This is a genomic window from Kushneria avicenniae (assembly GCF_900112585.1).
Taxonomy (GTDB): Bacteria; Pseudomonadota; Gammaproteobacteria; order Pseudomonadales; family Halomonadaceae; genus Kushneria; species Kushneria avicenniae.
Genome location: NZ_FOLY01000006.1, coordinates 186,368 through 206,961, shown reverse-complemented (window position 1 = coordinate 206,961; position 20,594 = coordinate 186,368). Strand labels below are relative to the sequence as shown.

Below are 20,594 nucleotides of genomic sequence, written 5' to 3'. Positions count from 1 at the left end.
ATGTCGTCATCTTCGGAGCGGGGCTGCGGGGAGTGGTTTGAACGCTGGCGGGACGGGCGCATCGGCTTTCACAGCGACGGTGTCCAGCCCATGCTGGCACGCTACTGGTCAGCCCTGTCGCTGGCCCCGAACGCCCGGGCACTGCTGCCTCTTTGCGGCAAAAGCGGCGATATCGGCTGGCTTTCTCGCCAGGGGCACCCGGTTTTGGGTGTCGAGCTGGTGGAAAAGGCGGTCAGGGACTGGTTCGAGGCTCAGGGAGAGGTTGTGCCTGCCGCTCGAACGCGCTCGAACTTCAAGCGCTTTGACAGCCCGGGTCAGGCCGAACGGGCCGCTGTCACGCTTGATGTGGGCAACTTCTTTCACCTGGACGCCGGGCTGAGCGATGACATCGATGCCTTTTACGATCGCGCCGCGCTGATTGCACTGCCTGAAGCAGCCCGTCAGCGCTATGCGCTCAAACTGGCCGAGCTGTGTCGGCCCGGCGTGGAAGGCCTTTTGATCTCGGTCGTGCGCACTGAGCGCCGCGATCAGGGGCCGCCCTATGTGGTCACCGATGATGAAGTGCGAGCGCTTTTTGCGCCCAACTTCGAGCTGGATCGACTGGGTGAACAGCTCGACGAACGCGGCATGACCGACATTGCCTGGCGTCTTCGTCGTAGAGTGCCGCTGTCTTCCTGAGGGGGGGCATCATCCACTTCCGAGCGCCGGGTGGCGGGCTCACAGGACCTGTCACCCGGCGCTGGCGTTCAGGCAGAATCGGGCGCGAAGCGGTGATAGCGCGAAGGGATCAAATAGAAATCGCTGCCGCGTTGGGGCTGCAGACGATCAAAGTCGTGGTGGGTGATGCTGGCAAGCCAGGGCGTGTCCATCCACTCTGCCGTCAGTTCGACCCGCACGTCACTGCCCACGGGTGAGACAGCATCTACCGTCACTGGCAAATGCGCGCGTGCGTCCGGTGCGGTGGTCAGCATCAGCTCGTGGGGCCGCAGCAAGACCTCATCGGCAGCGCTGTCCGAAGTCTCCAGCGCGATCCAGGCCTCCCCCTGCTGTAACCGCCCATTGTGATACTCGCCGCCAAAGCGATTGGTTTCGCCCAGAAACGAGAAGACAAACCGGTTGGCCGGGGCGCGATAGAGCGACTGCGGCGTGTCGATCTGCTCGATCTTGCCGTTGCTCATGACCACCACCCGATCGGACAGCTCGAGCGCTTCCTCCTGGTCATGGGTCACGAAGACACTGGTGAAATTGAATTCCTCGTGCAGGTGTCTGAGCCAGCGACGCAATTCCAGCCGAACCCTGGCATCCAGTGCGCCGAAAGGCTCATCCAGCAGCAGCACTTCGGGCTCGACTGCCAGTGCGCGCGCCAGGGCGACCCGCTGTTGCTGGCCGCCCGAAAGCTGTGCCGGCAGGCGTTTGGCCAGAGTGTCCAGTCGAACGCGTTCAAGCAGGTGCTGTACCCGATCACGAATCTCGGCGTTGGAAGGCCGTTCGCCGGCGGGCCGTGCTCGCAGGCCAAAGGCCACGTTTTCAAACACACTCATGTGGCGAAAGAGCGCGTAGTGCTGAAAGACGAACCCGACCCGGCGCTTTCGCACGTGAACATGGGTCACATCGCGCTCGCCGAAATGGATCGAGCCGCTGTCGGGCATTTCAAGGCCCGCGATGATGCGCAGCAGCGTGGTCTTGCCAGAGCCCGATGGCCCCAGAAGCCCGACCATCTCGCCATTTTTGATCTCAAGCGACAGCGGCTGCAGGGCTGTGGTGCTCCCAAAGCGTCTGGAGACATCGCTTACGGTAATACTCATGCTGTTTTCTCCCGACGATGGGTATGCCATTCAAGCACGGCCTTGATGACCAGGGTCACGATAGCCAGTGCCGCCAGTAGCGCAGCGCTGGTAAAGGCCCCCACCGTGTTGTAATCCTGATACAAAAGCTCCACCTGCAGCGGTAGGTTGATGGTCTCGCCGCGAATGCTGCCCGAGACCACCGAGACGGCGCCAAACTCGCCGATGGCGCGGGCATTGGTCAGGATCACGCCGTAGACCAGCGCCCAGCGTATGTTGGGCAGAGTGATGCGGCGAAAAAGCGTCCAGCCGCCGGCACCCAGTGTCACACCGGCTTCTTCCTCTGCGCTGCCCTGTGCCTGCATCAGTGGGATCAGCTCGCGCGCCACGAAGGGGCAGGTGACAAAGACGGTCACCAGTACCATGCCGGGCCAGGCAAACATCAGCTGTATGTCATGCTCTGACAAAATGCTTCCCAGCCAGCCGGTACGCCCGTACAGCAGTAGATAAAGCAGGCCCGCCACGACCGGCGATACCGCAAAGGGAATATCGATCAGTGTTTGCAACAGACGCCGGCCGGGAAAGGTAAAGCGGGTGACCAGCCAGGCCAGAAAAATGCCGAAGAGCAGATTGATCGGTACGGTCATCAGCGCGATCAGCAGCGTCAGGCCGATGGCTTCTGCCGTAAAGGCGCTGGTCAGGTTCTGCCAGAACGGAGCCATGCCCTCGACCAGCGCCTGATAGAAAATACCGGCAAGGGGGATGACCAGAAACAGCGTCGTTAATATCACGGCAAGCCCGATCAGGCCCGCGCGCGTGGCAGCGCCATCACCAATGCGTTTCATGTCAGTGCCTCCCGCCGTGCAGGCGACGATAAAAACGTCCCTGCCAGAGATTGATGGCCAGCAGCAGCAGCAGCGACACCAGCATCACCAGCGAGGCAATGGCCGCAGCGCCGGCGTAGTCGTACTCCTCAAGGCGTGTGGCCATCATCAGGGAGACCACCTCGGTGCGATAGGGCATGTTGCCGGCAATAAAGATGACCGCGCCGAACTCGCCCAGCGATCGGGCAAAGGAGAGCCCGGTCCCGGTCACTACGGCTGGCCAGATATGCGGCAGGATGACCCGGCGAAAGGCGTAAATGTTGCTGGCACCCAGCGTTAGTGCAGCTTCATCGGCCTGCGCGGGTAGATCCTCGAGCACCGGCTGCACCGTGCGTACCACGAAGGGCACGCTGGTAAAGGCCATGGCCAGCGCAATACCCAGCCAGGTGTAGGCGACCTCGATGCCCAGCGGTTCGAGCAGGCTGCCCACGGCGCCGTTACGCGAGTACAGGGTGGCCAGCGTAATGCCGGCCACCGCCGTGGGCAGGGCGAAGGGTAAATCCATCAGCGCATCAAGAATGCGCTTGCCGGGAAACGTATAGCGTGCCAGCACCCAGGCCATTAAAAGCCCGAACAGGGCATTGAACAGTGATGCGGCCAGTGCAGCTCCGATCGTGACCCGATAGCTTGCGATCAGGCGCGGATCGGTAATCGCGGCCCAGTATTGTGACCACGACAGGCTCGACAGCTGGCCGATGAGACTGGTCATCGGTAGCAGCAGGATCAGCGACACGAACAGCAGGGTCACGCCCAGCGACAGCGAAAATCCCGGCAGGACCCGGGCAGGACGGGCGCGCATTAACGGCGCTGCAGCTGGTCGAGTTCACCGCCGCTGGCGAAATGCGTCTGCATCACATCGTCCCAGCTCCCAAAGGCGTCCTCGACTCTCAGCAGCGTGGTCTGCGGGAAACGGTCGGCGAACTCTTCGCTGATGTCGTCATCGTTGACGCGGTAGTAGTATCGGGCCAGCGTGCGCTGTGCTTCGGGCGAGTACAGGTATTCCAGATAGCCCTTCGCGAGATCCTCGGTACCGTTGCGCTCGACGTTCTTGTCCACCCAGGTGACCGGAAAGTCGGCCATGATATCCACTGGCGGTACCACGACCTCGTAGTCGTCCGGCCCGTACTGGTTGCGGATGTTGTTGGCTTCCGATTCAAATGTGATCAGCACGTCGCCGATACCGCGCTCGGCAAAGGTGGTAGTGGCACCGCGCCCGCCGGTATCAAACACCTCGACATTGGCCAGAAGCTTTTTCATGTAATCCCGGGTGGCGGCTTCGTCATCGCCGTTGTCGTGATTGCTGGCTGCCCAGGCTGCCAGATAGGTATAGCGTCCATTGCCGGACGTCTTTGGGTTGGGGAATACCAGCGCGACGTCGTCACCGGCCAGATCCGCCCAGCCGTGGATATTCTTCGGGTTTCCCTTTCTAACCAGAAAGGCCATGGTCGAGTAGTAGGGCGAGCTGTAGTTGGGTAGACGCGACTGCCAGTCCTCGGGAATCAGCTGTCCTTTTTCGGCCAGCACGTTGACATCGCTGACCTGGTTGAAGGTCACGACATCAGCACGCAGTCCCTGAAGAATGGCGCGGGCCTGGGTCGAGGAGCCGGCATGGGTCTGCTTGACGCTGACCGTTTCACCGTGCTCGGCCTGCCACTGCTCGATGAACTGTGGGTTGAGCTCGGCAAAGAGCTCGCGTGCGACATCGTAGGAGGCATTGAGCAGTTCGCGGTCGGCACTGAAAGCCGGCGCACTGCCAAGTGCCATGCCCAGGGCAGCGGTAGCGACAATGCGGCGTAAAAGGGTCGAACGTAAGGACATGGTGGGTTCCCCGGCATTTGATCGACGGAATTATTATCGAAAGCCGGTAATTCCGGCATTGAGCAGAGGCTAAACAAAACCTGAGGGAATGACAATCTGTCCGTTTATGCCATTTTGTTCTTTAACCCTGAGCCAGGGTTACGCCGGCAGAAGAGGTCATGCTCTTCTGCCGGAAGGGTCAAAGTCCCATGGCCGAGGAAGTTTCCCGGCGCGGGTCGGCACCACCCTGAAAGCCGTCATCATTGATCAGGATCGACTGGCTGGCACCCATGGCCGATTGCTGAATCACATGATGGCCCATGCCTTCCAGCAGATGCAGGGTGTCCGGGCTGAAACCATCCTCGATGCGAAGTTCATCGGGCAGCCACTGATCGTGAAAGCGCGGCGCGCTGACGGCCGACTGCACGTTCATGCCGTGATCGATCACATTGGTGATGACGCCAAGCGTCGTCGTGATGATGCGGGAGCCGCCCGGACTGCCGGTGACCAGAAAGTTTTTACCGTTGTGTTTAACAATGGTCGGCGTCATGGAGGAGAGCATGCGCTTGCCGGGCGCCACGGCGTTGGCCTCACCACCGACCAGACCGTAGGCGTTGGGTACGCCGGGCTTGGCCGAGAAGTCGTCCATCTCGTTGTTGAGTAGAAAGCCTGCCCCATCCACGGCAATGCCGGAGCCGTAGCTGAAGTTGAGCGTATAGGTATTGGCCACGGCCAGTCCCGAATCATCGGCGACCGAATAGTGCGTGGTCTCGTTGGATTCATGGGGCGTGAGATTGCCCGGGCCGATACTGTCGGAGGGTGTTGCCCGGTCAGGAGAAATCTGCGCGCGCAGTGTCCGGGCGTAGTCCTTTGACGTCAGCGCCCTGGCCGGCACATCGAAAAATGCGGGGTCACCCAGATACTTCGAGCGGTCGGCGTAAGCGCGACGCATCGCCTCGCTCATCAGATGCATGGTGGCCGCCGAGCCGAACCCCATGCTGGTCAGGTCATCGTTTTCCAGCATGTTGAGAATCTGCACGATGTGAATGCCGCCGGAAGAGGGCGGCGCCATCGCATAGATATCATAATCCCGGTAGGTGCCATGAATAGGCGCGCGCTCGACAGCCCGGTAGTTCTTCAGATCCTCCAGGGTCATGATGCCCTCATGAGCCCTGATGGTATCGATCAGGTGTCCGGCCGTTTCGCCTTCATAGAATTCGCGCGGGCCATTCCGGGCTATGCGGGTCAGTGTGGCCGCCAGTTCGGGCTGTTTGAAGACCTCGCCCGCGTGCCAGTCGCTGCCATCGCCCTTGTAGAACAACCGGCGTGTACCGTCGTTTTTTTCCAGCTGCTCTCGGCTTTCATTGAGGCCATCGGCAAAGCGCTGTGGAATGGCAAAGCCGTCGCGGGCCAGCCGAATGGCCGGCGCCATGACCCGGTCCAGCGACATGGCACCATAGCGATCAAGTGCCATCGCCATACCGGCGACCGTGCCGGGCACGCCGGAGGCATTGGCCGAATAGCGTGAGGCTTTTTCGATCACGTTGCCCTCGTCATCCTGGAACATGGTCTTGAAGGCGCCAGCGGGGGCGGTTTCGCGATAGTCGATCGAGGTGACATCACCGCTTTTTTCATCGGAGATCACCATGAAGCCGCCGCCGCCGATATTGCCGGAGCGCGGCTGGACCACGGCCAGGGCAAACCCGATGGCCACGGCGGCGTCCACGGCATTGCCGCCTTCGCGCAGGATGTCACGGCCCACGCGACTGGCCAGCTCATGACTGGTGACGACCATAGCGTGCTGCCCGGGCTCGGCATGAAAGCGTTCACCTTCAATGATGGGCGGCTGGGCAGCTGCCAGTGGCGATATCAGCGTGACCAGCAGGCAGGTCAGCGTGATTCGTTTTTTTCGCGGCATTTGATTTTCCCTTGTTTATTGGTGTCGTGTAGTGGGTGTCATGCCATCAGGTCCATTTAATGCGGTTTTGCCGGAACAGGCTACCTGAACGGTGTGCAAAGGCAGGGTCGCTTCTGGATATTGGCGGGTCGCTCGCCTCCCGGCGGGCATGCGCTATAGTGAAGCCTGTATATTTACAAGGAGGTTATTGCCATGCCTGATCAAACGCCCACACCCCGTACTGCCTGTGTCAAAAAGGTCGACAAGGGCGGCGGCAAGACAGTCTATGAAGTTCGCGGCGTCAATCCTGACAAGGACACTCTGCTCAGTGAATATGAAACCGAGCAGGAGGCACTTGATGCGGTCAAGCGCTACGAGTGTGAAAACTGATTTTCAAGCGTTTTGATCAGGGGCCGCCGCCGGGGCGGCCCTTTTTTGTATCGCGGTTTGACGCTCGGTCGGCGCAACCCTGTTACCCTGTATGATCGCGGTATAGGCTGATGGATATCAAACCGGTTTGATGAGGTGTTTACAGTGCAACAACCCTTCAGGATTGCGCCGTCCATTCTGTCGGCAGATTTTGCGCGTCTGGGACAGGAAGTGGACGACGTACTGGCCAGTGGCGCCGACATGGTGCATTTCGATGTCATGGATAATCACTATGTTCCCAACCTGAGCTTCGGGCCGGCCGTCTGTCACGCCCTGCGCAATTATGGTGTGACCGCCGAAATCGATGTCCATCTGATGGTGTCCCCGGTCGATGATCTGATCCGCGCCTTTCTGGATGCCGGTGCCAACCATATTACCTTTCATCCCGAAGCCAGCCTGCACATCGATCGCTCGCTACAGCTGATCATTGATGGCGGTGCCACTGCAGGGCTTGCGCTCAATCCGGCGACCCCGCTTTCAACGCTTGATCATGTGCTGGACAAGCTGTCGATGCTGCTGGTAATGACGGTCAATCCGGGCTTTGGCGGGCAGTCCTTCATTCCTGCCATGATGGACAAGCTGCGCCTGGCGCGTGCCATGATTGATGCCACCGGCAAGCCCATCCGTCTTGAAGTGGATGGCGGTATCAATGCCGACAATATTGGCGAGATCGCTACGGCTGGCGCCGATACCTTTGTGTCGGGATCTTCCATCTTTGCCAAACGCAATGAGCAGGACCCGAACCGCTACGACTCGATCATGCGTGCCTTCAGGGAGCCGCTGGATGGGCTGTCAGGCTGATCGACACAGTGAGGATGCTCCGGCGACCGAGCTGTGGTCGCTCTACATCATCGAGAATCGGCTGGGGCATCTCTATACCGGCGTGACCACGGATGTGGCACGCCGTTTTGATGAGCATCAGCGCAGCGGAGCACGCTGCGCCAGATCGCTGCGCGGCAAGGGGCCGCTGCAGTTGCGGTTTGCCTGTCCTGTGGGTGACAAGGGCAGGGCACTGCGTCTTGAGCGACGCATCAAGAAGCTTTCGCGCCTCCAGCGACTGGCCATTATTGAAACCGGCTGCCTTCCGGTCGAATAATCTAATTTTCATGTCAATGTTTGCCGGATGGGATGTGGCGTTACACATCCTCCGGTGAGGTCTTTCAGTCAAAAAATCGCCGGCCACAAGGCCGGCGATTTTTATGACGGCCGCGTCGTCAAAAGCTTTTCCAGGAAACTCAACGCTTGAGGGCGTCCCAGTTATAAGGGGCCTTGGGTTTGTCGCCCTTGAGGGCCGCGAGAGCGTTATCCACGGCCAGCTCGGCCATGGCATAGCGGGTTTCATGCGTGGCCGAGCCAATATGGGGCAGGGCCACCACATTGTCCATGTGGGCCAGTGGCGAGTCGGCGGGCAGAGGCTCGACATCAAACACATCGAGGCCGGCGGCGCGAATGGTGCCGTTTTTCAGCGCCTCGATCATGGCCGGCTCGTCGACCACACCGCCGCGGGCAATGTTGATGAAAATCGTGTCTTCGCCCATCAGCTCGAACTCGCGCTTGCCGAACATGTGGCGTGTGGCATTAGACAGCGGCACGGTCACACAGACAAAGTCCGAATCGCGCAGCAGGTCGTCGAGCTCCTGCCAGTCGGCGCCCAGCTCACGCTCGAAATCTTCATGCCGTGAACGATTGTGATAGCTCACCTCCATGTTGAAGCCGAACTTGCCACGGCGGGCAATCGCCGCCCCGATACGGCCCATACCGATAATGCCGAGCTTCTTGCCCTGGACATCCACGCCAAAGTGGGGCTCGGCAATACCGCCGGTCCACTCTCCCTGTTTCACCATCTCTGCCATTTCAACGGCGCGCCGGGCGCTGGCCAGAATCAATAAAAAGGCGGTATCGGCGGTGGTTTCGGTCAGCACATTCGGCGTGTGGCAAAGCACGATGCCGCGCTTGCTGAGATAGTCGATGTCGTAATTGTCCACGCCCACTGAAATGCTCGAGATCACTTCAAGATTGGGGGCCTGATCCAGCAGCTCGGGGGAGAGCGTGACGCTGGAGCCGATCAGGGCATGCGCCTGTTCCAGCGCCTTCTGGAACTCGCTGTCCTGGGTGAGGTTCGGGGTCTGTGAAAAATCCAGAACGTGATATTCGCGCTCCAGCTTTTCGCGTAGATCGGGCTTCAGGGCGCGCTGGTAGACAATGACGGTTTTTTTAGAGGACATGCGTTCTCCGGTTCCGGTGTGTGGTGTCAGTGAAAAAGGAGTGCTCTATCGCTATGCCAGCGCCTTGAGCTGCTCGACATGGCGCGCGGTGGCGCTGATATTGTCATGGTCCAGCGGAAACTCGATGGCCCGCGGAACGTCAGTCGGGAAATGGTGCCAGAGCTCGGCCCAGTGCGCGTGAGCGGCGTCATTGGGCGGGCAGGCCCGCGGGGTGTCATGGTCACGGCTGACGGCCTTGCAGTGCACGTAGCGGACGTTTGGTCCCAGCCGGCGAGCCGCCTGCGAGAGGTCATGATCCGTCCAGTAGCCGTTACCCAGATCCAGGGTTGTGCCGATCAGTGGAGCATCCAGCGCGCGATGCAGGGCGGCGTGAATCAGCGGGTCACCACCGCAGGAGGTCTGATCGTTTTCGATGAGTATCGGCAGGGTATGTTCACCCAGTCGGGAATTGATCGCTGCGGCACCGTCATCGATGCACTCGGCGCACAGCTGGCCGAGTCCGAACTTGATCCACTGCGCATCCAGTGCCTCGGCGCGCGCCAGCGACTGATCCATCTCTTCCCCGTTCAGTCGGCTGTTATCATCAAAAAGCGCCGTAGCGGCGGACAGGACACAGATCAGACCGGCCTGCTCGATCGCCGCTCGCAGCTGATCCAGAGGCAAATCCTGCTCGCTCAGCAGCTCTTCGCGAATTTCAACGCCCTGCGCGCCGGCGTCCTTGATGTGTTCCAGAACACCGGCCTGACCCAGTTGTCTGACCCGGTCAGCGCCAAAGGCAGAAGTGCAGATCATTACCGGCCCCATGGCAGACTCCCTGTATAACCTGATGTAGAAGCGGCTCCGGAGGGCATGGCCTTTCCGGTGTGAGAAAACGCAGGATGCGCCATGATCATGATGACCTGATTATAGTGGAACCGCGCGGATTGAGATGCGCGGAGAACAGCGTCGCCTGCGGGTCACCCGTCGTACCACCGAGACGCTGCATCAGCATGTCGATGGCCCCATGGCCGATATCGACAACCGGCTGCGCCACGGTCGTGATGCCCGGGCCTACCAGCGCACACCATGGCACGTCATCAATCCCCAGAAGACCGACGTGCTGAAACGGCGCCTCGTACAGCTTGAACAGGGCATGACAGACGTTGAGCGTTACCATGGCGTTGGCACACACAATGGCGCCCGGGGCCTCATCCGCCTGAAGCCACTGCTCGAGCGTGACGGCGAGCCGGCTCGGGTCGAGCGCCGCTTCTGTGGCTTCATGAACCTCGGCGGAAAGGTCGGCCTCGTGTGCCCGGTGGCGAAACATACGCACACGCGCCTTCCGCGAGCTGATCCCGGCGCCCGGCTGGGTGATCATCAAAAGGCGCTGATACCCCTGATCGACGAGATGCGACACGCCCAGGGTGATCGCCTGCTCGTTGTCGAGACCGACCATGTCACAGGCCAGGCCGTCGATATGGCGATCCACCAGTACCATGGGCAGACCGGCTTCCCGGCGAGCGACGAGCGTTGGCACATTGCCGCCCGGTGTATTGATCACCAGCCCTTCGATGCTATAGCCGTGCAGTACGTCCAGGTGCCGCCGTTCGAGCCGGTCGTCGTTGTCGGTGTTGCACACCAGCAGCGAATAGCCGTGTTCACGGCAGGCCAGTTCGGCGCCATGCAGCATGTCGACGGTGTAGGGATTGCGCATGTCAGCCACCACCATACCGATCAGGCCGGTGCGCCCGCCGCGCAGGCTGCTGGCGATGCGATCGGGCGCAAACCCGAGCCGTTCGATGGCGGCCTCGATGCGCTTGACCATGGTCCCTGAGAGAAGGGCCCGTTCGCAGCCGAAATAGCGCGAGACGCTGGTCTTGGAAACCCCGGCGTCGCGCGCCACGTCATGAATGGTCGGGCGGCGGTGGGCACCGGCGGGTTCTGGAAGATGGGATGCTGTCATGTCGCTGCCTGTTCGGCGATGCCATAAACCTGAAATGGGAACGTTCCCAATGGCGTTTAGACTGCGGTATCCGAGCACTTTTGCGAAACCAGACCTTGGTCGCAGTTGCCCGGTAAGGCTAAGGAAGCAGCTTTGATGAGGCCGAGAGGCATGAAGGTCAGGAAAAGGAGCAGGAAAGAGGCAGGTCATGACCCGGGCCACTGCCGCGCGGCCCGGGAGTTACAAGAGGGTCTAGTGCAGTTTGAGGCGCGGCCGGATGATGGTATTGATGCGATCAACCAGCATGCGAATGCCGGTGCGCGTATAGCCATGAATGGCGGCCTGGTGCATGCGATAGAGCGAAGCGTAGAAGACCTTGGCCAGCCAGCCTTCGACCAGCACGCCGCGGGCAGAGGCGCCGCGCATCAGGTTGCCCACGGCGTCAAAATGCGCCAGCGAGATCAGTGATCCCATGTCCCGGTAGTGGAAGTCCTTCAGCTCGCGTCCGGCCATGGCGGCGCGCAGGTTCCTGTAGAGCGTGGCAGCCTGCTGGTGGGCGGCCTGCGCCCTCGGGGGTACCATCTTGTCGCCCGGCTGCGGGCAGGCCGCGCAGTCACCGAGGGCGAAGATGCGCTCGTCATCCACGCTCTGCATGTTCTGATGGACGATGAGCTGATGGTTGCGCTGGGTGGAGAGTCCCAGCTCCGAGAGCACAGAGGGGGCGCGCACGCCGGCGGCCCAGACGGTCAGGTCGGCATCAATGCGTGAGCCGTCGGCAATCTCGAAGCCGTTCTCATCGGCCTGGGTGACCCTGGTGTCGGTGTGAATTTCCACCCCCAGTCGCTTGAGTTCGCGGTGTACCGACTGGCTGATGCGCTCGGGCAGGGCGGGCAGCACCCGCGGCGCGGCTTCCAGCAGATGGATCTTGAGCTGCTGACGGCTGATGCGGCTAAAGCCATAGCCGTGAAGCATCTGGGTCGCGTTCAAAAGCTCTGCCGAGAGCTCCACACCCGTGGCGCCACCGCCCACGATGGCCACCGACATGCCGGATTTGCTCGATTCATCGCGGTTGCTGCAGCGCAGGAAGGTATTGAGCATCTGCTTGCGGAAAGCTTCTGCCTGGCTGACGCTGTCCAGAAAGTAGCAGTGATCCGCAACGCCTGGTGTACCGAAGTCGTTGGAGACACTACCGACCGAGAACACCAGATAGTCGTAGTCGAGTCGTCGCTCGGGCAGCACCTCACGTTCCCTGTCGTCGTGAATGGCGGCCAGGCGAATCTGGCGATGCTCGCGATCAAGACCGCACAGCGTGCCGATCTGATAGCGATACCCTGCATTGGCGGAGTGGCCCTGATAGGACACCTCATCAAGGCTCGAGTCCATCACGCCGACCGCCACTTCGTGCAGCAGAGGTTTCCAGATGTGGGTGGGGTTACGGTCGACCAGCACGATTTCGGCCTTGTTGGACTTGCCCAGTTTGCGCCCGAGGCGGGTGACCAGTTCGAGCCCGCCGGCGCCGCCGCCGACCACTACAATGCGAGGGATCGCCATCGATTGCTCCATGAGATATTGAAAAGGAAAAACGTTCAGGCGGTAGCCCGATGCCCGGACCACGGCCTGAAGGCTTCAGGTCATGATGGGCCGTGACATGTCACGGTCTGGCACCGATACTTTTGACACTGCAGGGCAGCATCTGATCCGCAACGCTCCAGTATGGCTGCCTGTATCAATATATGGGGGCATTATGGCCCGAATTCACCCTTGGCGATGTCCTGATGATGCACGATGCACTCAACGAGATTGATCTGATCATTTACGACCTGGATGGCACACTGATCGATTCGGCACCGGATCTGGCGCTGGCCGTCGATGACGTGCTTGAAACCATGAATCTTCCTCCCGCGGGGATCGAGCGGGTGCGGGACTGGGTCGGTAACGGCTCGCGGCGGCTGGTCGAGCGAGCGCTGCTGAACGCTCGCGCCTTCGGCACCGAAGGGCCTGACCGCGCTCAGCTCGATGATGCGCTGGCACTGTTCATGCAGTGCTACGAGCAACGCATGCTGTCAAACACCTTCTGCTATCCGGGCGTTATCGACTGCCTTGAAGCGCAGCGCGCGCGCGGCATTGCTCAGGCGCTGGTGACCAACAAACCGTCGCGCTTTATTGACCCGCTGCTTGAGGCGATGGGACTGGAAGGCTTTTTCACCCATACGCTGGGCGGTGAGGCACTGCCCGAGAAAAAGCCCGATCCGGCGCCACTCTTGCATGTCGCCCGGGCCCTGGATATCGCGCCCGAACGCGTGTTGATGATCGGTGATTCGCGAAGCGATGTAGAGGCCGCTCGAGCGGCAGGATGCCGCTGTCTGGCAGTGAGTTATGGCTACAATCACGGCGAGCCCATTGCCGATCTCGGCCCGGACCATCTTCTTGATTCACTTGAAGAACTCGTTTAGGGTTGACGGCGCGCCACAGCGCAATGCTCGCCCTTTTTCCCCTTCACGCGAAGGAATATTCAGCTTGCGAGATACCATCATGTCACTCGATGCCAGGACCTGCGGATTGATGAGAAACGTCAAGCGATGGCGCTGGTGATACCGGCCCCTTGCACCGTATTACCGTTTCTTTCTCTACAGGCTCTACAGGATACTGCGACATGATGACATCCGAGCGCTTCGCCGAACTCGCCGCCGAAGGCTATAACCGTATTCCGGTCACCCGTGAGGTGCTGGCCGATCTCGAGACACCGCTGTCGACCTATCTCAAGCTGGCCGATGCGCCCTGGAGTTTTCTGCTCGAGTCGGTCACCGGCGGCGAGAAGTGGGGCCGCTACTCGATCATCGGATTGCCGTGTCGCGAGCGGATCGAGGTCAGCGGCTTTACCGTGCGTCACTATGTGGATGACTATCTGCAGGGTGCTACTGAGGTCGATGACCCGCTTGAATGGATCGAACAGTTTCGCCGGCGCTTCCGGGCCCCCGAAACCTCTGAGACGATGCGCTTTGATGGCGGGCTGGTTGGCTACTTCGGCTACGACACCATTCGCCTGATCGAGCCGCGGCTACGTGGGGTGGAAAAGCCGGACCCGATCGATGTGCCCGATATTCTGCTGATGGTGGCCGACGAACTGGTGGTCTTTGACAACCTGTCCGGGCGTCTCACGCTGCTGGTCCATGCCGACCCCGATGAGCCCGAGGCGCTCACTCTGGCGCAGGAGCGCCTGACAACGCTTGAGCATCAGCTGCGTCACACCCCGATCACCACGACCAGTCCCGGAACCGGGCGCAGCGCAGTGGCCGAGGACGACTTTTTCGCCAGCTTCTCGGAGCAGGGCTACAAGGATGCCGTGGCGCGGATTCGTGAATACGTGGCGGCCGGCGATCTGATGCAGTGTGTGCCTTCCCAGCGCATGACCATCGGCTATCAGGCGCCGCCGCTGGATCTGTACCGGGCACTTCGAAGTCTTAACCCTTCGCCCTACATGTTTTTTTTCAATCTCGACGATCACCACGTCGTGGGCGCCTCGCCCGAGATTCTGGCGCGGCTTGATCAGGACGAGATCACCCTGCGTCCGATCGCCGGCACCCGCCATCGCGGTGCCAGCGAAGAGGAAGATCGCGCGCTGGAGCAGGAGCTGCTGGAAGATCCCAAGGAGATCGCCGAGCACGTCATGCTGATCGACCTGGGGCGCAACGATGTCGGGCGCATCAGCGAGCCCGGCACGGTCGAACTCACCGATAAAATGACCATCGAGCACTACTCGCACGTCATGCACATCGTGTCCAACGTGACCGGCCGCATCAAGCCGTCCCTGGGGCCAATGGATGTTTTACGGGCGACCTTCCCGGCCGGCACGCTCTCCGGTGCGCCCAAGGTGCGCGCGCTGGAAGTCATCGACGAGCTTGAACCGGTCAAGCGCGGCATCTATTCAGGCGCCGTGGGGTATCTCTCCTGGCAGGGCAACATGGACATGGCGATTGCCATTCGAACGGCCGTGATCAAGAACGGAGAGCTTCACGTGCAGGCTGGTGGTGGTATCGTGTCCGATTCCGATCCGGACAACGAGTGGCAGGAGACGCTCAACAAGCGCCGTGCCATGTTCCGCGCCGTTGCCATGGCAGAACGCGGGCTGGACAACCTCGAATAGGGCCGGACTTCGTGTGAAGTCAACGCGCCAGTACCGAATAAAAGCCGGGTTACAGGGGTCAATGTATCGACCACCCGGCCATCGTGAGGATGGAAAGCCATGAAAGTCTTGATGATCGACAACTACGACAGCTTCACCTTCAATATTGTCCAGTATCTGGGCGAGCTGGGGGCTGAAGTTGAAACGATTCGCAACGACACGCTGACGATCGAGGAGATCGAGCAGCGTGAGTTCACGCATCTGATGATTTCCCCCGGACCCTGCAGCCCCAGCGAAGCCGGCATCTCGCTGGATCTGATCCGCCACTTTGCCGGCCGGGTGCCGATTTTGGGTATCTGCCTCGGGTTTCAGGCCATCGGCCAGGCCTGGGGCGGTGAGGTGGTCAGGGCGCCGATGGTCATGCACGGCAAGACTTCCCTGGTTGATCATGACGGGCGGGGCGTCTTTGAGGGGCTTGAAAACCCGCTGGAGGTCACGCGCTATCATTCGCTGATTCTCGAGCGCGAGACGCTGCCGGAATGCTTCGAAATTTCCTCGACCACCGTCAGCGACGACGTAACGCCGGGCATCGTGATGGGCATTCGCCACCGGACACTGGATATGGAAGGTGTGCTCTTTCATCCGGAGTCGATCCTGTCGCGTCAGGGCCACGAGCTGCTGGCCAATTTCCTCAAGCGTCAGCCACTTGATGCTGTTCGAGGCGCTGCCGCCGAGGCTTGATGATCGAACGCGTCTTCCCCTGATGCGATGAACCCCTTTGGCAGCCGCTGGCGGCCTGTGCCTGGAGAGAGACTCGTGGAACTCAAGGAAGCCATTTCGCGCGTTACCCGTCGTGAGGATCTCGATCTGGACGAGATGCGCACGGTCATGTCGGCCATCATGCGCGGTGAGACCGATCCGGTGCAGATGGGCGGCTTTCTGGTCGGTCTGGCCATGAAGGGTGAGGCGGTTGATGAGATCACGGCCGCTGTGATGGTCATGCGAGAGCTGATGCATCCGGTCCGGGTTGACGCTGATCACGTAGTGGATATCGTCGGCACCGGTGGTGATGGCGCCGGGCTTTTCAACGTCTCTACCGCGGCAAGCTTTGCCGCGGCCGCCTGCGGTGCCCGCGTGGCCAAGCACGGCGGCCGCGGCGTTTCCAGCAGCTCCGGCAGTGCCGATCTGCTCACGCGCGCCGGCGTATCGCTGGAGCTGACCTCGGAGCAGATTGCCCGCTGCATCGAGGACATCGGGGTCGGTTTCATGTTCGCTCCCAACCATCACACCGCCATGCGTCATGCCGTTGCGGTTCGCAAGGCGCTGGGGGTGCGTACCATGTTCAATATTCTTGGTCCGCTGACCAACCCGACCGGCGCCACGCGTCAGGTTATCGGGGTCTATAGCCCTGACCTGCTGGTGCCCATGGCCACGGTACTGAAGCGTCTGGGCAGTCAGCACGTGCTGGTGGTGCACGCCGAGGACGGTCTTGATGAGCTTTCCATTGCTGCAGACACTCTGGTGGCCGAACTGCATCACGGCGAGATCCGTGAGTACGTGATCACTCCCGAGGAGGTCGGCCTCGAGCGCCAGTCGCTGGAATCGATTCGCGCGGACAGCGCCGAGGAGAGCCTGGTGCTGGTCAAGGCGGCGCTGCGCGGTGAAGGCGTGGCCGCCGACATGGTGGCCTACAACGCCGGTGCCGCCCTTTATGTCGCCGACGTGGCGAGCTCCATCCATGACGGCGTGCAGATTGTGCGCGATGCGCTCAAAAACGGGCGGGGGCTTGCAAAGCTGGACGCACTGGCGGAGTTTTCTGCCAGACTGGCCGAGGCCGGCGACTGACTCACTACAATAGCGCCGGGGCGTGACAGAGGTTCACGCTTCAGCGAATTTCAGGGAACACCGCATGAGTACGCTGCCTACCATTCTGACGCAAATCATTGCCCGCAAGCATGAAGAGATTGCCGAGCGCTCGGCCAGCATCAGCGAAAACACGCTGCGGGCTCGCGCCGAGCAGGCGCCGCCGACTCGTGGTTTTGCCGCGGCGCTGAATCAGCGTCTGACCAACGGCGACCCGGCCGTCATTGCCGAAATCAAGAAGGCCTCGCCTTCGAAGGGCATCATTCGTGCCGACTTCGATCCGGTCGCCATCGCCCAGCGCTATGAGGCCGGCGGCGCCGCCTGCCTGTCGGTGCTGACGGATGCCGACTATTTTCAGGGCAGCGAGCGCTTTCTGATTGCCGCCCGCGGAGCGTGCCAGCTGCCGGTGCTGCGCAAGGACTTCATCGTCGCGCCCTATCAGGTCTACGAGGCGCGCAGCATGGGCGCCGATGCGATCCTGCTCATCGTGGCCGCGCTTGAAGACCGCCAGATGAAGGCACTCAATACGCTGGCCATCGAGCTTGGCATGGATGTGCTGGTCGAGGTGCACAGCATGGAAGAGCTTGAGCGGGCGCTGAAGCTGGACCTGGCGCTGGTGGGCATCAACAACCGCGACCTGCACACCTTTGAAACCCGGCTTGATACCACCTTCGAGCTGCTGGAGAAGGTGCCGGACGGCGTGCGGGTGGTTACCGAGTCGGGCATTTCGACCCGTGAAGACGTGGCGCGCATGCGTCGCGGCAACGTCAACGCCTTCCTGGTGGGCGAGCATTTCATGCGGGAAGCGGATCCTGGCGACGCTCTGCGCCAGCTTTTTTTCAACTGACCTCGATCTGTCTGGAAACGTCAGTGACACTGCCAGCCTTGCGCTGGCAGTGTTCTTTTCGAGCTGCTTTTGGGCTGGTCAGCGAGGCTTGCGGCTTCCGTCACCGCGCGTCTGGCGCTGATAGCGCGCATCAAAAAGCCCGGGGTCATCGGTAAAGACGCCGTCGACGCCATGATCCCACCAGGAGGCAAAGCGCTCGGGGTCGTTGACCGTATAGCAGAGCAGGGCGAGCCCTGCAGCCTGGACCTCGATGAGCCGCTCCTGCTCAAGCCGTGTCCAGTCGGCGTGCACGCTGAACGGTCGAAGCCGCTCGGCATCGCTGGCCCAGCACCGCGGAACGGCCTCATACAATAGCCCGAGCGCCAGCGCATCATCCCGTGATCGGGCGTGCTCCAGTGCAGTCATGTCAAAACTCGATACCAGCAGACGATCCTGCGGCAGCACCTGGCGGGCACGATGAACCGCCACGCCGGCCAGCATTTCGGCGTCATGACCGGGATTGAGCTTGAGCTCCAGATTCAGACCCATATCCAGCGCGCTGACCAGCGAGAGCGCCTCATCCAGCAGCGCCATGCGCTCGCCGCGAAAGTCATCGGAAAACCAGCTGCCCACATCCAGCCGCCGAATATCCTCGCGGGTCATGTCGATAAGCGCCCCACGGCCGTCGCTGCAGCGATCCACCGTGGCGTCGTGCCAGATCACTGGCGTGCCATCTCCCAGATACTGAACGTCGAGTTCGATCCACTCGCAGCCGGCATCAGCGGCAGCCTGAATGGCAGCCAGCGTGTTTTCGGGCGCGTGTTCTGAAAGGCCGCGGTGGGCAATATAGCGTGGCAGTTGCATGCATCAGGGCTCCATGGAACAGGTCGTATCGGCCAGTCTGGGCCGGGTCGCCAGACGTTGTCCATGATGATCAAAGAGATGAAACGGCCCCTGCAGGTTCAGACCGGTCCTCTGCCCGGCGTCAGGCTGTTCCGTACCGACGTGACGCACCACCAGTCGGGACTCATGACCGGTGGGGCGGACATGCACCAGACTCTCGGAGCCCAGCGGCTCCACCAGCTCGATGTGCCCGTCAATCTGGCCGGCATTTGGGGTGGTCAGTGCAATGTGTTCGGGCCTGATACCGATGCTGATGTCGCCGGTGAGCGGCTCTGTGGTCTCCTCGGGGACCCTGGGCAGCCAGCCGGGCAGGTCACCAGCATTGCCGCTTAGAAAGTTCATGGCCGGTGAGCCGATGAAGCCGGCCACAAAGCGGGTAGCGGGTTTTCGAAACAGCGTCATGGGTGTGCCGATCTGCTCGATGCGCCCGGCATTCATGACCACCAGCCGGTCGGCCATGGTCATGGCCTCGGTCTGATCATGGGTGACATAGAGCGAGGTAATGTCCAGGCGTTTCTGCAGGGCGCGAATGTCCTGACGCATCTGCACGCGCAGGCTGGCATCGAGATTGGACAGCGGCTCGTCGAACAGGAACACCTGCGGCTGTCGTATCACGGCGCGTCCCATCGCCACACGCTGGCGCTGACCGCCCGAGAGCTGGCGGGGCTTGCGGTCCAGAAGCGCTGCGATGTCGAGCAGCTGCGCCGTCTCGTTGACGCGGCGGCTGATCTCGTCCTTTGGCGTGCGGCGGTTCTTGAGGCTGTAGGCCAGATTGTCGAACACGCTCATGTGGGGATAGAGCGCGTAGTTTTGAAAGACCATGGCGATATCGCGCTCGGCCGGCTCCTGGGCGTTGACACATTCACCGTTGATGACAATTTCACCGCTGCTGATCGTTTCAAGCCCGGCCACCATGCGCAGAAGTGTTGACTTGCCACAGCCCGATGGGCCGACCACCACGATCATTTCGCCGTGATCGATGTTGAGTTCGATGTCGTGCAGCACCTCTGCACCGCCCGCGTAGCGCTTGCGAAGGCGCCTGAGTTCCAGTGTTGCCATGTTATTTCTCCGTATCCACCAGGCCCTTGATGAACCAGCGCTGCATGAGAATGATGACGACCACCGGCGGTAGCAGGGCCAGTACCGTCATGGCGGTGGCCAGATGCCATGGGGGCGTGCCATCGGTTGCAATGGTCAGTCGCTTGAGACTGGTGACCAGAGTGGCGTGATCGGCACTGGTGATGGTCACCAGCGGCCACAGGTATTGATTCCAGCCGTAGATGAACATGATGACGAACAGCGCCGCGATGTTGGTGCGTGACAGCGGCAGCAGAATGTCGATGAAAAACCGCCACGGCCCGGCACCATCGATGCGGGCCGCTTCCATGAGTTCAGGTGGCAGGGTCAGAAAGAACTGACGAAAGAGAAAGGTGGCAGTGGCGCTGGCCAGCAGCGGCAGCACCAGCCCCGGATAGCTGTCGAGCAGGCCGAGCTCGGCCACTACGCCGTAGGTCGGCACAATACGCACCTCGATGGGCAGCATGAGCGTCATAAAGATCAGCCAGAAGCAGCAGCGACGAAACGGGAAGCGAAAAAAGACCAGCGCGTAGGCGGCCAGCATCGCAATTGTCAGCTTGCCCACGGCAATGCCCAGCGCCATCAAAAGCGAATTGAGCATCAGCCTCCATGCGGGCACGCCGACGCCGCGCACTGGCTCGGTCAAAAGTGTCATGTAGTGATCCAGCCCGCTGGTACCGAAGGAGAGCGGCAGCGTTCCCGAAAAAAGTGTACCGGGTGACTGGGTCGAGGCCAGCACGGCCAGAATGACCGGCAGCATGAAGGCCAGCGCCCCGATGATCAGGAGGGTGTGGGCCGCGACATCAAGCCCTGGTCGGTGATAGCGCATGACAGGGTTTCCCCGGTGAATGTTCGCGTTGATGAC

At 61.2% G+C, this 20,594-nt stretch carries 21 protein-coding genes; 9 read left to right on the top strand and 12 right to left on the bottom strand.

Annotated features, from left to right (window positions below; all coding sequences use genetic code 11):
- Entirely contained in the window at nt 1–678 is a 678-nt protein-coding gene (locus tag BM079_RS14480; RefSeq protein WP_090135463.1) for a class I SAM-dependent methyltransferase, read from the top strand.
- Nucleotides 679–746: 68 nt separating this feature from the next.
- Here the strand turns inward: BM079_RS14480 and BM079_RS14475 are convergent, their stop codons facing one another.
- The 5 genes from BM079_RS14475 to ggt form a co-directional block, all read right to left on the bottom strand.
- Nucleotides 747–1,805 (bottom strand): sulfate/molybdate ABC transporter ATP-binding protein, encoded by a 1,059-nt coding sequence (locus tag BM079_RS14475; protein WP_090135461.1) that lies wholly within the window; start codon nt 1,803–1,805, stop codon nt 747–749.
- Nucleotides 1,802–2,629, bottom strand: a complete 828-nt coding sequence (gene cysW, locus BM079_RS14470; RefSeq protein WP_090135458.1) for a sulfate ABC transporter permease subunit CysW — start codon at nt 2,627–2,629, stop codon at nt 1,802–1,804. Before cysW ends, BM079_RS14475 begins: the two co-directional genes overlap by 4 nt.
- Nucleotide 2,630: 1 nt before the next feature.
- Nucleotides 2,631–3,467 (bottom strand): sulfate ABC transporter permease subunit CysT, encoded by an 837-nt coding sequence (cysT, locus tag BM079_RS14465; RefSeq protein ID WP_090135456.1) that lies wholly within the window; start codon nt 3,465–3,467, stop codon nt 2,631–2,633.
- Nucleotides 3,467–4,486, bottom strand: coding sequence for a thiosulfate ABC transporter substrate-binding protein CysP (gene cysP, locus BM079_RS14460; protein ID WP_090135453.1), 1,020 nt, complete (start codon nt 4,484–4,486; stop codon nt 3,467–3,469). Before cysP ends, cysT begins: the two co-directional genes overlap by 1 nt.
- Before the next feature lie 178 nt (nt 4,487–4,664).
- Complete coding sequence (gene ggt, locus BM079_RS14455; RefSeq protein ID WP_090135451.1) at nt 4,665–6,383, bottom strand: gamma-glutamyltransferase; 1,719 nt, start codon at nt 6,381–6,383, stop codon at nt 4,665–4,667.
- A 192-nt stretch (nt 6,384–6,575) separates the two neighbouring features.
- Here ggt and BM079_RS14450 point away from each other — a divergent pair, with 192 nt between their 5' ends.
- The 3 genes from BM079_RS14450 (at nt 6,576) to BM079_RS14440 (ending at nt 7,887) form a co-directional block, all read left to right on the top strand.
- Nucleotides 6,576–6,752, top strand: coding sequence for a hypothetical protein (locus tag BM079_RS14450; protein WP_090135449.1), 177 nt, complete (start codon nt 6,576–6,578; stop codon nt 6,750–6,752).
- Nucleotides 6,753–6,896: 144 nt separating this feature from the next.
- Nucleotides 6,897–7,592, top strand: a complete 696-nt coding sequence (rpe, locus tag BM079_RS14445) for a ribulose-phosphate 3-epimerase (protein ID WP_090135448.1) — start codon at nt 6,897–6,899, stop codon at nt 7,590–7,592.
- A complete protein-coding gene (locus tag BM079_RS14440) occupies nt 7,576–7,887 on the top strand; it encodes a GIY-YIG nuclease family protein (protein WP_090135446.1) in 312 nt (103 codons plus the stop codon). The genes rpe and BM079_RS14440 overlap by 17 nt, the downstream gene beginning before the upstream one ends.
- Nucleotides 7,888–8,026: 139 nt before the next feature.
- On the opposite strand, the gene BM079_RS14435 is transcribed toward BM079_RS14440, so the two are convergent.
- From BM079_RS14435 to BM079_RS14420, 4 genes are all read right to left on the bottom strand, one after another.
- Nucleotides 8,027–9,016: a 2-hydroxyacid dehydrogenase gene (locus BM079_RS14435; RefSeq protein WP_090135444.1), complete on the bottom strand. Its 990-nt coding sequence runs from the start codon at nt 9,014–9,016 to the stop codon at nt 8,027–8,029.
- A gap of 51 nt (nt 9,017–9,067) precedes the next feature.
- Complete coding sequence (locus BM079_RS14430) at nt 9,068–9,820, bottom strand: sugar phosphate isomerase/epimerase family protein (protein ID WP_090135441.1); 753 nt, start codon at nt 9,818–9,820, stop codon at nt 9,068–9,070.
- Between the two features lie 85 nt (nt 9,821–9,905).
- On the bottom strand, nt 9,906–10,958 hold the full coding sequence (locus BM079_RS14425) for a LacI family DNA-binding transcriptional regulator (RefSeq protein ID WP_090135439.1): 1,053 nt from the start codon (nt 10,956–10,958) through the stop codon (nt 9,906–9,908).
- Nucleotides 10,959–11,189: 231 nt separating this feature from the next.
- Complete coding sequence (locus BM079_RS14420; RefSeq protein ID WP_090135437.1) at nt 11,190–12,488, bottom strand: NAD(P)/FAD-dependent oxidoreductase; 1,299 nt, start codon at nt 12,486–12,488, stop codon at nt 11,190–11,192.
- A gap of 182 nt (nt 12,489–12,670) precedes the next feature.
- On the opposite strand from BM079_RS14420, the gene BM079_RS14415 reads away from it, so the two are divergent.
- From BM079_RS14415 to trpC, 5 genes are all read left to right on the top strand, one after another.
- Entirely contained in the window at nt 12,671–13,390 is a 720-nt protein-coding gene (locus tag BM079_RS14415; protein WP_245743086.1) for a phosphoglycolate phosphatase, read from the top strand.
- 203 nt (nt 13,391–13,593) lie between these two features.
- Nucleotides 13,594–15,081: an anthranilate synthase component I gene (gene trpE / locus BM079_RS14410; protein WP_090135537.1), complete on the top strand. Its 1,488-nt coding sequence runs from the start codon at nt 13,594–13,596 to the stop codon at nt 15,079–15,081.
- A 99-nt stretch (nt 15,082–15,180) separates the two neighbouring features.
- Nucleotides 15,181–15,801: an anthranilate synthase component II gene (locus BM079_RS14405; RefSeq protein ID WP_090135434.1), complete on the top strand. Its 621-nt coding sequence runs from the start codon at nt 15,181–15,183 to the stop codon at nt 15,799–15,801.
- Nucleotides 15,802–15,876: 75 nt separating this feature from the next.
- Nucleotides 15,877–16,905 carry an anthranilate phosphoribosyltransferase gene (gene trpD / locus BM079_RS14400; RefSeq protein WP_090135433.1) on the top strand — a complete coding sequence of 343 codons (1,029 nt, stop codon included), beginning with the start codon at nt 15,877–15,879 and terminating at the stop codon, nt 16,903–16,905.
- Between the two features lie 64 nt (nt 16,906–16,969).
- The gene (gene trpC, locus BM079_RS14395; RefSeq protein WP_090135430.1) at nt 16,970–17,770 is read left to right on the top strand and encodes an indole-3-glycerol phosphate synthase TrpC; all 801 of its coding nucleotides are present in this window, start codon (nt 16,970–16,972) and stop codon (nt 17,768–17,770) included.
- 78 nt (nt 17,771–17,848) lie between these two features.
- Here trpC and BM079_RS14390 read toward each other — a convergent pair whose 3' ends face one another.
- The 3 genes from BM079_RS14390 to ugpE are packed head-to-tail and all read right to left on the bottom strand — an operon-like array spanning nt 17,849 to nt 20,558.
- The gene (locus tag BM079_RS14390; protein ID WP_090135428.1) at nt 17,849–18,613 is read right to left on the bottom strand and encodes a glycerophosphodiester phosphodiesterase family protein; all 765 of its coding nucleotides are present in this window, start codon (nt 18,611–18,613) and stop codon (nt 17,849–17,851) included.
- A 3-nt stretch (nt 18,614–18,616) separates the two neighbouring features.
- Nucleotides 18,617–19,711 (bottom strand): ABC transporter ATP-binding protein, encoded by a 1,095-nt coding sequence (locus BM079_RS14385; RefSeq protein ID WP_090135426.1) that lies wholly within the window; start codon nt 19,709–19,711, stop codon nt 18,617–18,619.
- Between the two features lies 1 nt (nt 19,712).
- Nucleotides 19,713–20,558 carry a sn-glycerol-3-phosphate ABC transporter permease UgpE gene (gene ugpE / locus BM079_RS14380; protein WP_090135424.1) on the bottom strand — a complete coding sequence of 282 codons (846 nt, stop codon included), beginning with the start codon at nt 20,556–20,558 and terminating at the stop codon, nt 19,713–19,715.
- Nucleotides 20,559–20,594 lie beyond the last annotated feature (36 nt).